The sequence below is a fragment of the Mycobacterium ostraviense genome, from assembly GCF_002705925.1.
GTDB classification, from domain to species: Bacteria; Actinomycetota; Actinomycetes; order Mycobacteriales; family Mycobacteriaceae; genus Mycobacterium; species Mycobacterium ostraviense.
The window spans coordinates 1-13,841 of record NZ_NKRE01000126.1 but is presented as its reverse complement, the minus strand read 5'-3'; the positions used below and the strand labels follow the sequence as shown (position 1 = coordinate 13,841).

Annotated in this window: 12 protein-coding genes, 1 other RNA gene and 1 pseudogene; 9 read left to right on the top strand and 5 right to left on the bottom strand. The window is 68.1% G+C overall.

Features of this window, described 5'->3' with window-relative positions; all coding sequences use genetic code 11:
* Positions 1 to 61: 61 nt before the first annotated feature.
* A pseudogene (locus CDN38_RS28330) lies at positions 62 to 379 on the bottom strand (wax ester/triacylglycerol synthase domain-containing protein); the annotation flags it as partial.
* Positions 380 to 596: 217 nt separating this feature from the next.
* Here CDN38_RS28330 and panB point away from each other — a divergent pair.
* Positions 597 to 1,451 (top strand): 3-methyl-2-oxobutanoate hydroxymethyltransferase, encoded by an 855-nt coding sequence (panB, locus tag CDN38_RS28325; protein WP_075512417.1) that lies wholly within the window; start codon positions 597 to 599, stop codon positions 1,449 to 1,451.
* A gap of 22 nt (positions 1,452 to 1,473) precedes the next feature.
* Here panB and CDN38_RS28320 read toward each other — a convergent pair whose 3' ends face one another.
* Complete coding sequence (locus CDN38_RS28320; protein ID WP_075512418.1) at positions 1,474 to 1,839, bottom strand: heme-binding protein; 366 nt, start codon at positions 1,837 to 1,839, stop codon at positions 1,474 to 1,476.
* Between the two features lie 229 nt (positions 1,840 to 2,068).
* Between CDN38_RS28320 and CDN38_RS28315 the strand changes: the two genes are divergently transcribed.
* Entirely contained in the window at positions 2,069 to 3,640 is a 1,572-nt protein-coding gene (locus CDN38_RS28315; protein ID WP_075512396.1) for a CYTH and CHAD domain-containing protein, read from the top strand.
* Positions 3,641 to 3,674: 34 nt separating this feature from the next.
* Here CDN38_RS28315 and rnpB read toward each other — a convergent pair.
* Positions 3,675 to 4,092: RNase P RNA component class A (rnpB, locus tag CDN38_RS28310), an RNA gene on the bottom strand.
* A 122-nt stretch (positions 4,093 to 4,214) separates the two neighbouring features.
* Here rnpB and CDN38_RS28305 point away from each other — a divergent pair.
* The 6 genes from CDN38_RS28305 (at position 4,215) to CDN38_RS28280 (ending at position 11,400) form a co-directional block, all read left to right on the top strand.
* A complete protein-coding gene (locus CDN38_RS28305) occupies positions 4,215 to 4,931 on the top strand; it encodes a 2OG-Fe(II) oxygenase (protein ID WP_075512397.1) in 717 nt (238 codons plus the stop codon).
* A gap of 146 nt (positions 4,932 to 5,077) precedes the next feature.
* Positions 5,078 to 6,208: a VOC family protein gene (locus CDN38_RS28300; protein WP_075512398.1), complete on the top strand. Its 1,131-nt coding sequence runs from the start codon at positions 5,078 to 5,080 to the stop codon at positions 6,206 to 6,208.
* Positions 6,205 to 7,143: a fumarylacetoacetate hydrolase family protein gene (locus CDN38_RS28295; RefSeq protein ID WP_075512399.1), complete on the top strand. Its 939-nt coding sequence runs from the start codon at positions 6,205 to 6,207 to the stop codon at positions 7,141 to 7,143. The genes CDN38_RS28300 and CDN38_RS28295 overlap by 4 nt, the downstream gene beginning before the upstream one ends.
* Positions 7,143 to 8,705, top strand: coding sequence for a bifunctional 3-(3-hydroxy-phenyl)propionate/3-hydroxycinnamic acid hydroxylase MhpA (gene mhpA / locus CDN38_RS28290; protein WP_233027117.1), 1,563 nt, complete (start codon positions 7,143 to 7,145; stop codon positions 8,703 to 8,705). Before CDN38_RS28295 ends, mhpA begins: the two co-directional genes overlap by 1 nt.
* A 2-nt stretch (positions 8,706 to 8,707) precedes the next feature.
* A complete protein-coding gene (locus tag CDN38_RS28285; RefSeq protein WP_180276467.1) occupies positions 8,708 to 10,354 on the top strand; it encodes an MFS transporter in 1,647 nt (548 codons plus the stop codon).
* Complete coding sequence (locus CDN38_RS28280; protein WP_082277321.1) at positions 10,351 to 11,400, top strand: alpha/beta fold hydrolase; 1,050 nt, start codon at positions 10,351 to 10,353, stop codon at positions 11,398 to 11,400. Before CDN38_RS28285 ends, CDN38_RS28280 begins: the two co-directional genes overlap by 4 nt.
* A 26-nt stretch (positions 11,401 to 11,426) precedes the next feature.
* Here the strand turns inward: CDN38_RS28280 and CDN38_RS28275 are convergent, their stop codons facing one another.
* Together CDN38_RS28275 and CDN38_RS28270 are read right to left on the bottom strand one after the other, a co-directional pair.
* The gene (locus CDN38_RS28275; protein WP_075512402.1) at positions 11,427 to 12,086 is read right to left on the bottom strand and encodes a TetR/AcrR family transcriptional regulator; all 660 of its coding nucleotides are present in this window, start codon (positions 12,084 to 12,086) and stop codon (positions 11,427 to 11,429) included.
* A gap of 156 nt (positions 12,087 to 12,242) precedes the next feature.
* On the bottom strand, positions 12,243 to 13,334 hold the full coding sequence (locus CDN38_RS28270) for a Zn-dependent alcohol dehydrogenase (RefSeq protein ID WP_099319513.1): 1,092 nt from the start codon (positions 13,332 to 13,334) through the stop codon (positions 12,243 to 12,245).
* Positions 13,335 to 13,436: 102 nt separating this feature from the next.
* On the opposite strand from CDN38_RS28270, the gene CDN38_RS28265 reads away from it, so the two are divergent.
* On the top strand, positions 13,437 to 13,841 hold a 405-nt coding region (locus CDN38_RS28265; RefSeq protein ID WP_142361413.1), incomplete at its 3' end, for an aldehyde dehydrogenase family protein.

Below are 13,841 nucleotides of genomic sequence, written 5' to 3'. Positions count from 1 at the left end.
CGGCGTGGTGCACCTTGGTCATGAGCCCGATACGGCCCCGGTAATGGCAATCGGTACCTGCCACGCCTTCGATGACCCACATCTCCCACAGCGGTCGCCTACGATCCAACGGCAGCGATGCGATATGACCGCAAATTTCTGATACTTCCGTCCGACCGCCCGGTGCCGGCACCCCGATGCGATGCAAATGACGATCGATTTCGAAGTTCTCGTCATCCACCCACACCGGATGGTCGAGGTTCAACGGACTGCTCGCGAGCTTTTCCCGGAACTCCGGCAGCGCTTTGACGCGAAGCGACAGCGCCTCGCGCAGCCGGTCGAAGGCGTAGCCGCCCGGCATCGTCGAGGTGTCCAAGTCCATGATCGAGCACACGTGCATCGGCTGGGACGAGGTTTCCAGGTACAGGAAGCTGGCGTCGAGGCCACTGAGCCGCTGCATCCGCCGATGGTAAGCCGATTCACGGGGTCCCACAGTGTATCTACGCCGAAGAGATGGGTATCTACGCCGAAGAGATGGCAGACTGTGAGTGTCAGACGAACCCGGGGACCCCATGCTGGGCCACGAGGATCGACCCGATCAACACCTAGGGACAATGATGTCTGTGCAGAATATCTACGGCGCCGGCCCGTCGACGCCCGCCGACCCGGCCGCGCCACGAACCAAGATCCGCACCCACCACCTGCAGAAATGGAAGGCCGAAGGCCACAAGTGGGCCATGCTCACGGCCTACGACTACTCGACCGCGAGGGTGTTCGACGACGCCGGCATCCCGGTGCTGCTGATCGGTGATTCGGCCGCCAACGTCGTCTACGGCTACGACACCACGGTGCCGATCTCGATCGACGAGCTGATTCCGCTGGTCCGCGGCGTCGCGCGGGGTGCCCCGCACGCACTGGTGGTCGCCGACCTGCCGTTCGGCAGCTACGAGGCCGGACCCAGCGCCGCGCTGGCCGCGGCCACCCGGTTCATGAAGGAAGGCGGCGCGCACGCGGTCAAGCTCGAAGGCGGCGAGCGGGTGTCCGAGCAGATCGCCTGCCTGACCGCGGCGGGCATCCCGGTGATGGCCCACATCGGCTTCACCCCGCAAAGCGTCAACACATTGGGCGGGTTCCGGGTGCAGGGCCGCGGTGACGCCGCCGAGCAGACCGTGGCGGACGCGATCGCCGTCGCCGAAGCCGGAGCTTTCGCGGTGGTGATGGAGATGGTGCCGGCTGAGCTGGCCACCCAGATCACCGGCAAGCTGACCATTCCGACGGTCGGCATCGGAGCCGGGCCCAACTGCGACGGCCAGGTGCTGGTCTGGCAGGACATGGCCGGCCTCAGCGGCGGCAAAGCCGCCCGCTTCGTCAAGCGCTACGCCGACATTGCTGGCGAATTACGCCGCGCCGCAAGGCAATACGCCGACGAGGTGGCCGGCGGGCTCTTCCCCGCCGAGGAGCACTGCTTCTAGGTCGCCCAGGTCGTCTACGTCGTCACTGACACCGATTCCGGAAGTCGGTCAGCGGCTGGCGAATGCCCTGCAGGTCGGTATGAACGGCCGGGTTGGCATCCATGTACTGCTGCAGCTGGTCACGAATATCCTCGCGGGGCTGACCCTTCAGGCTGGTGAAGTAGTCGTTGACGTCTGGATGGGTGAACAGATAAGCGGAGGTCGCCGCCGCCACCCCCGCCGACACCCCGGCTAGGTCGGCTGCCGTGCAATTCGGCGGTGGCGGCGCGGGGTCGCCCGGATCCGCCCAGGCCGGCCCGGTGCCACCCAACAGCATCGCGGCGCTGATCGCACCGGCACCCAACCCGCCGGCGACCACCCGGGACGGGGCACAACCCAAGAACAACATCGACAACTCCTTCATCAGGGGATCCGAAGGGGATCCGATCGGCCTGACACAGCCAAGCCGCAGCGGTGGCCCGCACCGCACACGATAAGCGGTTGCGGCGACACGCCTGGGCCAACATGCCGTATTTCGCCGGACCGAGCCTGCGCCCGGCGGCTCACCGTGCGTGTGGCACTCTATGAGGCCTATCCACGATGTACGACCGCGGCGACGCGCTGTCACCGGAGGCGAAATGCCCGTACCTGCGCCGAAGATGGCGCGCCAGCTGGAGGTCGAGCGCAAGTTCGACGTCGTCGAGTCGACGGTGTCGCCGTCGTTTGACGGCATTGCGGCCGTGGCCCGGGTCGAGAAGAAGCCGCCCCAGGAGCTCGACGCGGTGTACTTCGACACCCCTGCGCAGGATCTGGCCCGCAACCGAATCACCCTGCGACGGCGGACCGGCGGCCTGGATGCCGGTTGGCATCTGAAGTTGCCGGCCGGGCCGGACGCCCGAACCGAGATCCATGCCCCGATCACGGGCGGGGACACCGTGCCAGCCGAGTTGCTGGATGTGGTGCTGGCGATCGTCCGTGACCGTCCCGTCGAGCCGGTCGCACGGATCACCACCCGACGGGAAAGCCAGTTTCTCTACGGCGCCGACGGCACCGCATTGGCCGAATTCTGCAATGACCACGTCACCGCGTGGTCGGCCGGACAAGCCGACGGCTCCGATACCGAGCCCGCCGAACAGCAGTGGCGGGAATGGGAACTCGAGCTCATCGACGCGACCGGGGCCACCGGTGACGAGCTGCTCAACCGGCTGAGCAACCGGTTGCTCGACGCCGGGGCCGCCCCCGCCGGGCACGGCTCCAAGCTGGCCCGGGTGCTGGGCCGGACGTCGCCGTCGGCGCGCGGGCCGGCGCCGGTGGATCCGGTCCACCGGGCAGTGGCCCAGCACGTGGAAGAGCTGCTGACGTGGGATCGCGCGGTGCGCGCCGACGTCGACGACGCGGTGCACCAGATGCGGGTGACCACCCGCAAGATCCGCAGCCTGCTGCGGGAGGCCCCGGATTCGTTCGGATTGGCCGATGGCGCCTGGGTTCTCGACGAACTGCGTGAGCTCGCCGGCGTTTTGGGGGTGGCGCGTGACGCCGAGGTGCTCGCCGAGCGCTATCAACGCGAACTGGACGGGCTGGAACCGCAGCTGGTGCGCGGGCCGGTGCGCGAACGCCTCGTCGAGGGCGCCCGTCGGCGATATCAGACGGGATTGCGACGGTCGCTGATCGCGATGCGCTCGAAGCGATACTTCCGCCTCTTGGACGCTCTCGACACCATGGTGGCCGAATACCCGGTGACCACCTTCGGACCCGGACCCGGGCCCGCGACCCCGCCGAACATCGACGCGGCCTACCGCCGCGTCAAGAAAGCCGCCAAGGCCGCCAAGGCGGCGCGGGCCGCCCACGCGGCAGGCGCCCCGGCAGGCCAGGCCGAAGACGGCTTGGGTCCGGTGCTCCACCCCAACGAGGCACTGCACCGAATCCGCAAGCGCGCCAAGCGATTACGCTATACCGCAGCGGCTACCGGAGCGGACGGGGTGGCCCAGCAGGCGAAGGCCGTCCAGACATTGCTCGGAGATCATCAAGACAGCGTCGTCAGCCGGGAACATCTTCTCGAGCAGACCGAAGCCGCACATGCCGCGGGAGAGGACACCTTCACCTACGGCCTGCTCTATCAGCAGGAAAGCGATCTTGCCGAAAGCTGCCGGGCACAGCTCGGCGCGGCGTTGCGCAAACTCGACAAAGCGGTGCGCAAAGCGCGACGCTGAGCCGCGCGAGGCAAATCCTGGTGGAGTGCGAGCGCGGGCGAGTTGGCCTGTAAGCCGGATTCTGTTCCCTGCCGCCGCGGCTGAACCAACGGCGGCACGGCGGCGACCATCCATCTGGACACACCGTCACCGGGTGCCTCGAGCGGCCTACCCGCAGACTCGGGCGAGCAACCCTCGATCGTCTGCGCGGCCGCACCTTCGGTGCGGCCTTCTTGGCCTTGCTTCGGGTGGGGTTTGCCTAGCCACCCCGGTCACCCGGGATGCTGGTGCGCTCTTACCGCACCGTTTCACCCTTACCACCGCAAGGGTGGCGGTTTGCTTTCTGTGGCACTTTCCCGCGAGTCACCTCGGATTGCCGTTAGCAATCACCCTGCTCTGTGAAGTCCGGACTTTCCTCGACTCGGCGCCGATCCTTGCGAACCGACTCGAGCCGCGGCCGCCCGGCCAACTCGTCCGCGACCAACACCGTACCTCCTGCGGATATTCCAGGCCAGCAAGCGTTTGGCCGCCGCGATTCCATATCGTCTCTATATCGTCTGCCTCGGCAGCATGAGACGACGGGAGGTGCGGATCGATGTCGTCGACCCGGTGGCAAACCCGCGTCGACTCCGGCGACTGGGACGCCATCGCCGCACAGATCAGCGCCCACGGCGGCGCTTTGCTGCCCAGGCTGCTCACGGCCACCGAAGCGGCGCGCCTCCGCACGCTGTACGCCCAAGATGACCTGTTCCGCAAGACCGTCGACATGGAGCGCCACCGCTATGGCGCCGGCGAATACCGCTACTTTCGACGGCCCTACCCGGAGCCGCTCGAGCAGCTCAAACACGCCTTGTATCCGCGGCTGCTGACCATCGCCCGGGACTGGTGGGCCAAACTGGGCCGAGACACCCCCTGGCCGGACACCTTGGACGAATGGCTGCAGATGTGCCATGTTGCCGGCCAGACCAAGCCCACCGCGCTGCTGTTGCGATATCGCGCCGGGGATTGGAACGCCCTGCACCGTGACCTTTACGGCGACTTGGTGTTTCCGCTTCAGGTGGTGATCAACCTCGGCGACCCCGCCACCGATTACACCGGCGGCGAGTTCCTCCTGGTCGAGCAGCGGCGCCGAGCCCAATCCCGGGGCACCACAACGCAATTGCCGCAAGGGTATGGGTACGCGTTCACCACTCGGGACCGCCCGGCGCCCTCGGCTCGCGGGTGGTCGGCCACACCGGTACGGCACGGCATCTCGGTGGTGCATTCGGGGGAACGCTACGCGTTGGGACTGATCTTTCACGACGCCGCCTGAACCGCCGGATTCTGCCGGCCGCGGGCGCGGCGCCGCGCAATCCATAGCGGTCACACACAGTTTTGAATTTTTCTTCAGAACATCTTGACTGATGATAGCTTCGTGAGTGAAGATATCGTCAGTTTTCTAGTTCAGGAGGATGCCTGGTGACGTACAATCTGGCCGCCCACAACCACTTGCACAGCGAGCAGGGCGCTCGCGAAGGCGAGCACCCCGGACGCTCGCGCAACCCGGTGATCAAGGTTCACGACATCGCCTGGCTGGAGTTCGAGAAGCCCGACCTGGACCGCGCCGGGGCGTTCGCCCAAGCGTTCGGCTTCGCCGTCGCCGCGCGCACCCCCGATGAGTTGCAGCTGCGTGGGGCCGACGCCGGATCGCCGTGCATCCTCATCCGGCGCGGCCAGCGGTCCCGACTAATCGGCGTGGCATTCACCGCCCAGGACAAAGACGACCTGCTGCGGCTCTCCGACGCGACCGGACGGACCCTGCAGCGACTCCCCCGGGCGCTCGGCGGCGTCTCCGTCGACCTGACCGATCCGGGCGGGCTCACGGTCCGCGTGGTGGCGGGCACCCACCCGTTGGAACCGCTGCCGTCGCAGCCGCCGCACACCTTCAACACCGGCCACGAAGTGCAGCGCATCAACGCCACCCAACGGCCGCCGCGGCGACCAGCCACCGTGCAACGGCTCGGGCACCTGGTCCTGCAGACCACCACCTACCTGCAGACACTCAACTGGTACCTCGACACGCTGGGCATGATCGTCAGCGACTTCCTGTACTACCCGGGTCAACGCGACCGCGGACCGACCATGAGCTTCATCCGCTGCGATCGCGGCCTGACTCCCACCGACCACCACACGCTGGCGCTCGCGTTGGGTCCGGCCAACCGCTACGTACATTCGGCCTATCAGGTCTGCGACCTGGATTCGTTGGCCGCCGGCGGGCAATACCTGGCCGACTGCGGGTATCGCCGGTCGTGGGGTATCGGCCGCCACATCCAGGGCAGCCAGCTCTTCGACTACTGGCGCGACCCCGACGGGCTCCTCGTCGAGCACTTCACCGACGGCGACATGTTCGACTGCACGCTCGAATCCGGCTGGGCGCCGTTCGCGGCTTCGGGCCTTGCCCAATGGGGCCCGCGCGCGACCAAAGACTTCCTCGGTGCCGACCTCAAATCCCTACCGCGAGAAGCGTTATCGATGATCCGCGGGTTGCGCGCCGACAACGAATTCGATTCCCGCCGGCTGATCGGCCTGATGAAAGCTGCCAACTCATGAGCGTCTCCATCCTGCGCACCACAGACGCCTGGTGGGTGCAAACCGCCGACGGCGCAACCAAAATCGACACCGCCGCAGCCAGCACCGGCGAGTTGCTGGCCGACCCCGCGGCCATCGACGCCGCAGCGACCGGCGGTGAGCGCGTCCCGGTGGACGGCCTGCGACTGATGTCGCCGGTGACGACGCCCTGCCGGGTGGTGGCGCAGATGACCAACTTCGCCTCGCACGTCAAAGACTCCGGTATGGACCCGAATTCGACGCCGCTGACTTTCTTCCGGAAGGCGTCGGGTTCGATCAGTGGGCCGTTCGACGATATCGTCAAACCCGCGCACGTCCGGTTCTTGGACTACGAGGTCGAGATCGGGTTGGTCATCGGCCGGGAGTTGCCCGTCGGCACGACCGTCACCGCCGCCGACTGGACCGACTATGTCGCCGGCCTGGTGGTGGCCAACGACGTGTCGGCACGCGACATCCAGCTTCCCAAAACGCAGTTCTACGAAGCAAAGTCGTATCCGACGTTCACCCCGGTCGGCCCCGCGCTGGTGCTGCTGGATGCCGGTGAGCTCGGGCGCTTCGGCGAGCTGCGGCTGCGGCTGCGGGTCAACGGCGAACTGCGCCAGGACATGCGGGTGGCCGGCGACATGATCTACTCGCCGCTGCAAGCCCTGCAGGGGTTGGCGCGGTTTCAGCATCTGCAGCCCGGAGATCTCGTGCTGACCGGCACCCCGGTGGGTACCGCGCTGTCTGCCCCCGCGAAACCCGTCCAGATCGTCAGTTCGCTATTGCCGCCTGCGGTCAAGTGGAAAGCCTTCTTCAAACGCCAACTCGGCAATGCCAAGTACCTGCACGACGGCGACGTCGTCGAGGCCACCGTCGGCACCGACGACGGCGCGATCGACCTCGGCACGCAACGCACGGCGGTGCGGTACAAGTGATCACTCCGCCCGAATCCGTGCCAGTCGTCGTCGTCGGCGCCGGGCCTACCGGGGTCACCGCGGCCACCCTGCTGGCCCAGTACGGCATCCCCACCTTGCTGCTGGACCGGTGGGAAACCGTCTACCCACAACCGCGCGCGGTACACCTGGACGACGAGATCAGGCGGATCATCACCTGGCTGGGTATCGGTGACGAGTTCGCCGCGATCTCGCGCCCGGCCCTGGGGCTGCGCCTGGTCGACCCGGATCTGCGTACACTTGCTCAGTTTCACCGCGATCCGGCGCACAGCGCCCACGGCTTTCCGCAAGCCAACATGTTCGACCAACCCGAGTTGGAACAACTGCTGCGGACAAACCTCAAGAAGCACAACTGCGTTGCGTTTCGCGGCAACGCCGAAGTCACCGAGGTCAGCCAGCGCGAGCCCGGCCGGGTGCGGCTCGAATACACCGATCGGGTCAGCGGCGAGCGGCACGTCGTCGACACCGGCTACGTCCTGGGTTGCGACGGCGCCAACAGCGTCGTGCGCGCCTCGATCGGCGCCGTGCTGCGTCACCTTCGTTTCGAGCAACGATGGTTGGTCGTCGACGTGGCCACCGACGCCGCGATCAACCAGTGGGACGGGGTACATCAGGTCTGCAGTCCGCACCGGGCCGCCACCTACATGCGCATCGGTGAAAACCGGTACCGCTGGGAATTTCAGCTGCGGGCCAACGAGACCGCCGCTGACTTCGCCGCCATGGCGAGCCTGTATCCGCTGCTTTCCCCGTGGGTCAACGCGGTACCGGCCGACCAGCTGTCGGTGGTGCGGGTCGCCGACTACACGTTCCGCGCCGCCGTTGCCAACACCTGGCGCCAGGGCAACGTCTTTCTGCTCGGCGACGCCGCGCATCTGACTCCGCCGTTCATCGGCCAGGGCATGGGCGCCGGAATCCGCGACGCGGCGAATCTGGCGTGGAAGTTGGCCGGCGTACTGACCCAGAGCCTTCCCGCCACGGTTCTCGACACCTACGAACAGGAGCGAAAGCCGCACGCGCAGCACATGATCGGACTCGCGTTGGCCATGGGATGGTCCATGACAGCCGGCGGGCGGGCGGGCGACGCCGTACGCCGTGCCTTGGTGCCTCGGCTGCATCTGGTGCCGGGGGTGCGGTCATTGTTCACCAACAGCCGAACGCCGGCATTACACAGCAGCGCCTTGGTGCACAAGGCGTTCGGCGGCTGGCGGCGCGCGGGAACGTTATGCCCCAACGCAATCCTTCCCACGGGCGAGCGGCTCGACACCGTGCTCGGCACCAGGTTCGCACTCGTCACCACTCAGGCACCCGATACCGGGCAACGCGAGAGACTTCGGCGACACGGGGCCGTGGTAGTCGACGCGCCGCCGGGCAGCGAACTTGCCCGCTGGTTATGGCGCGGCGGGGTGACGGCGGCCGTCCTCCGGCCCGATCGCACCGTGCTGCGCGCCGGCCGGTGGCTGTCCGTGTTGTGTGACGCGGTGCCCCGATTTGTGTTGTCCGGCAACGGCGATAGCGCCGATAGCGATGCCGATTCTGAGAGATGACGATGCGCAACGATCCCCGTGGTGTCGTGCTGGCCTGCTGCGGCGCGTTGGTGGTGGTCATGTCGGCGGTCGCCGGCGTCAACGTGGCGCTGCCCGACATCGCGTTGGACCAGGGGGCCAGCGCGACCGATCTGACCTGGATTGCCGACGCCTATACGGTGGCGCTCGCGGCGCTGGTGCTGCCGGCAGGAGCGATCGGTGACGACTTCGGCCGGCGGCGCACCCTCATCGGCGGCACCCTGCTATTCGGGCTGGCCAACGTGCTGGCAGCCGCCGCCGGCTCACCCCACACGATCATCATCGCCAGGGTGATCATGGGTATCGGCGCCGCGCTGATCATGCCCAACACGCTGTCGACGATCACTGCAGTTGTGCACCCCGACCATAAAGGCCGCGCCGTCGGCATCTGGGCCGGATTCGCCACTGCGGGATCGATTATGGGCCTGCTCATCAGTGGCCTGTTGCTCGAGCACTACTCATGGCGCTCCACCTTCATCGGCACCGCCGCGATGGCCGCGGTATCGCTGCTCGTCACCGTGGCGTTGGTGCCCAACACCAAGAGCGCGGAAGAACCCGCGCCCGACTTCCCCGGGGCAGGTTTGAGCGCGATCGGGATCGGCGCGCTGGTGTACGGCATCATCGAAGGCGCCGACCATGGCTGGACCCATTCCACGGTGGTCGCCGCCTTTGCCGCCGCGGTGTCGGCGATGACCCTGTTCGTTGTCCACGAGCTGCGCGTTGCGTGCCCGATGCTGGATCCGCGCCTATTCGCCGACGGCGGCTTCAGTTCCGGGACGGCCGCGCTGATCATCCAATTCCTGGGCACCTTCGGCTTCTTCTACGTCGGGCTGCAGTACATCCAGCTGATGCTCGGCTACGCACCTTTGAAATCATCCCTGGCGATGCTGCCGATGGCCGCAGTCGTCCTTCCGGTTTCCGCGATAGCCCCGAAACTGGATGAGCGCCTTGACAATCGGCTAGTGATCGCCGCGGGCCTGGCGTGCATGGTCGCCGGCTTCGCCCTGCTGGCCCGCCTCGGCACCGCCTCCACCTACACCGATCTGCTGATCGGCATGCTGGTCTTCAGCGGCGGCCTGGCGTTGTCGGCCACCCCGGCGACCAACACCATCGTGGACTCGCTGCCGCCAGACAAACAGGGCGTCGCCTCGGCGATGAACGACGTCACTCGCGAACTGGGCGCTGCCCTGGGCATCGCGCTGCTCGGCTCGCTGTTCAGCGCCGGTTACCGCAACCACCTCAGGCTGCCCGCGGCGGTGCCGCAGCAAGCGGCCGGCACCATCCGCGAATCACCCGCGGCGGGTATGCACGTCGCCGCCGACCCGCAACTGGGCGCACTCGGCCCCAGCGTCAACGACGCTGTCCGCGATGCCTTCGTCACCGGCCTGTCGCACGCCTTCACCGCAGGCGCCGCCATCACCGGTCTGACACTCGTTCTCCTGCTGCTCTTCCCGCTGCCGCGCCGCGGACGGCACCGCAAGGCACGGCGCCTGCCTGCGCCGCCGAGCCCGTCGTGGTGGCTGCCGCTGGTGCGCGGCCAGCTGCCAGGCATTCCCAAGACAGCCAAGCCGATCGCACCGGTGCGATCGGCGGACATGCCTGCACAGACTTCACGAAAGGGGCGACAATGACAGCACCGATTGACTTGTCCTACACCGAGCCGCCGCCACGCGTGACGGAAGCCCTCGACGACGGGCTGGCGCAGGCCGTTCGGTCCGCCGAGGAGATCGTGGCCGGGTTGCCCGACACAGCCGCCCGGGCTCACCACGACGGTGAAGTCGAGCACCTCGGCGCCGTAACGGCCGTGCACCGCTTCGTTGACGCACCGGGCGACAGCGAAACCGTCAGGTGGCACTTCGTCGAATCCGGCGCCCGATCGGACCCGACGGTGGTTTTCCTGCATGGGCTGCCCGACTCATGGTGGCAATGGCACTATGCGCTGGAAGCTCTCGGCCGCCGTTATCACTGCGTGGCCATCGACCTCAAGGGCTACGGCCAATCCGACAAGCGCAGCGGCGATTACCGGCAGGCCGGCGTCGCCGCGCAGCTCGGCGCGCTGCTCGACCAGCTCGGCATCGGCGAATTCATACTGATCACCCACGACCGCGGCAGCCCGGTCGGTGACCATCTGGTCGCGGCACTGGGCGAGCGGGTGCGCGGATACGGCCGCGGCCAGCAACATCTTTGGCATCTGCACCCGCGACTGCATCCCCAGGAACAGCTGATGCTCTCGGCAGAGGCGCCGGCCATGCTGCGCGAGGCCCGGCGGTTCGTCACGACCGCCTATACCTGGCTCACCGAGCGACCGGTGGCCCGCCAAGACCTGATTCGCACCATCGAGGAGTTCAGCCACCCGGGGATCGCCGCCGCCGTGCCCCGCTACTTCCACTCGTCGTCGTTTCGGCAGGAGTGGGTGGATCGGCGGACCCGGCTCATCCGGGCCTGGACGGCTCCGGTGCTGCTACTGCAGGGCGCTCACGACCCGCTGCAGCCGCGCGAATTCTACCGGGACCCAAGTCTTTTGGCGACGCTGCCGCCGGGCAGCGACGTGCACCTGTTCGGCACCGGCCACTTCTGGCCATTCGAGGCGCCCCAGGCGACGGTCGGCGTCCTCACCGAATTCTGCGACCGCGTGGCCCCGAAATCGTCGCCGGTAGGCAGCGGCACGCCGGCATAGGCGCTGGGCCGCTTCCCGGATGCCGCTCAGACCGCCGCGCCCGCGCCGTCGGCCTCATCCAGAAAGGGCAACGGCCGCAGGCAAAGCCGATGCGCCTCGTCGGCGGGCATTCCGAACAGCCGCAGTAGGTTTTCGGCGACTTCGTCCGTGGCTTGGGCGGCGTCCCGCTCGGGCTGATCGCACAACAGTTGACCGAGTCCCAACAGCGCGCCGGCGGCCACCGCCATCGCCAGTTGCGGGTCTTGCACGTCGAACCGGCCGGCCGCTGCGGCCGCGGCGATATCCCTCCTGCTACGCGGGGCCAGGCCACGATCCGAGGTAATCAAGTCCAGCCCGTGGGAAAGTACGACACTGCTCTCCTCCGGGCGCCGGCGAAACATTCGGCCGGTCAACCGAAAGCTGCGGGCGAAGGTCTCCGCGGGATCCTCGGACACCTCCGCAATAGCGTCCAACAGCGCCCCGTGAGCGTCGAGCACCTCGTTGACCGCCGCCTGAAACAGTTCCTCCTTGCTGTCGAAGTGGTTGTAGAACGACCCGACGCCGACGTCGGCGGCGTGGCTGATGTCCTGCACCGGGACGTTGACCTTGCCGGCGGCGATGAATTGTTGTGCGGCTTTGATCAGGGCGGCGCGGGTGCGCTGCTTTCGACGTTCCTGACGGTTGGCCGGCCTGACGGAATCGTCCACGCAGCTGTCTCCTCGTCCCACCCCGATATGGCTTTTACCTCAATACCTCACTAGTGACGATACACTCAGAATATGTGGTGCGGCCGTGTCCGCGCTGCTCGCAGTCACAGCGGGGCCGGAACGGCGCGCTGGCCGGAATCCGAGGCAAGCCCCGAATCAGCTTGGCGGGCCGAAGCAGACCACGCTGCGTGCCCCCCGCCCGGCGGCCATGTCGGTAAACGCCGCTTCGACGTCGTCGATGCCGATACGTCGGGTCACCAGTGCCTCGATGTCGAGCCGGCCGCGCAGGGCTAGCTCGGCGAGCACCGGGATGTCGCGGGCCGGGTCGCTGGCGCCGTAGACGCTTCCCTGGATCTTCTTGCCGTCGGCCATCAGCATCAGGGCGGGCAACGTCACCGATTCGGTGAACCCGGCAGCGCCCACCAGCGTGACGGCTCCGCCGCGACGGGTGGCGTCGAAGGCGGCGCGGATCGTGGCCGGCTTGCCGACAACCTCGATCCCGTGGTCGACGCCGGCGCCGCCGGTAAGGTCGCGGACTGCGCCGACGAGGTCGGCCTGGCCGACCTCGACCGTGTCGGTCGCGCCGCTGGCGGTTGCGGCCGGGAGTTGGGCAGCGTTTCGGTCGGCAGCGATGATCCGCGCCGCCCCGGCCAGCCGAGCTCCCTGGATCGCGGCCAGTCCCACCCCGCCGCACCCGATGACCAGCACACTTTCCCCGGGGCGGACCGCTGCGGTGCGCAGCACCGCGCCCACCCCGGTGGTGACCCCACAACCGAGCAGCGCCGCGTGGTCCAGGGGCAGCGACCGGTCCACCGGCACGACGGCGGCGGCCGGCAGCAGGGTCTCTTCGGCCAGTGTCCCGGCGCCCATCTCCGGCCACACCGGGCCGGTCGGACTCTCGGCATACGGCCCGCCGAAGGCGTGCTTGAGGCCGTGTGGGCAGAGTTGGGTCTCGCCGCGCAGACAGTGCGGGCAGCGCCGGCAGGGCACGTTCCACGTCAGCACCACATGGTCGCCGGGGCTGACGGTAGTGACGGCGCCCCCCACCTCCGTGACGCTCCCGGCGCCCTCATGACCCAGCGTGCAGGGCAGCAGCGCCGGCATGGAGCCGTCGCACACCGACAGGTCGGTGTGGCACACGCCGCTGGCCTGAAGTCGCACCCGCACTTCGTGGTCGTCGACCCGCCGCAGCACGAGTTCCTCCACCGCGGTGGGCCGCCCGGCCTCGCGCAGCACCACCGCCCTCATGGGACCGGACCTGTGATCGGCGTCATAGCGACTTACGATGGCGAGATAACCGCACCGGGTCAAGGTTGCCGCGGGAGTCGGGTAAGGAGACGGGGCCCCAAGATGAGCAAGACGGGATCAACGGTGATCGCGCACGACAGCCACATTGCCGGCGAGGGACCGGTCTTGACGATCGGCGGGGAACCACAGCCCGGGGCCGCGGGGACTTATCCGGTACACAATCCGGCCCGGCCGGCCGAGATCGTCGGCCACGCACCGGCGGCAGACCGGGCCCAGCTCGACGCCGCGGTGTCGGCGGCGCGGCGGGCAGCGCCGGCCTGGCGAGCGCTCAGCGTCGCCGAGCGGGCCGCCGCGCTCGCGTCCGCGGCGACCACGGCCGCCGCACAGCTGGCCGCGCGGGACGGCGCCCGGCTGTACACCCGTGAACACGGAAAAGTCCTCAGTGAGGCCAACTTTGAGATCAGCACCGGCCCGGGCCTGGCGGCGCTGATCGGGTCGATGGCCGAG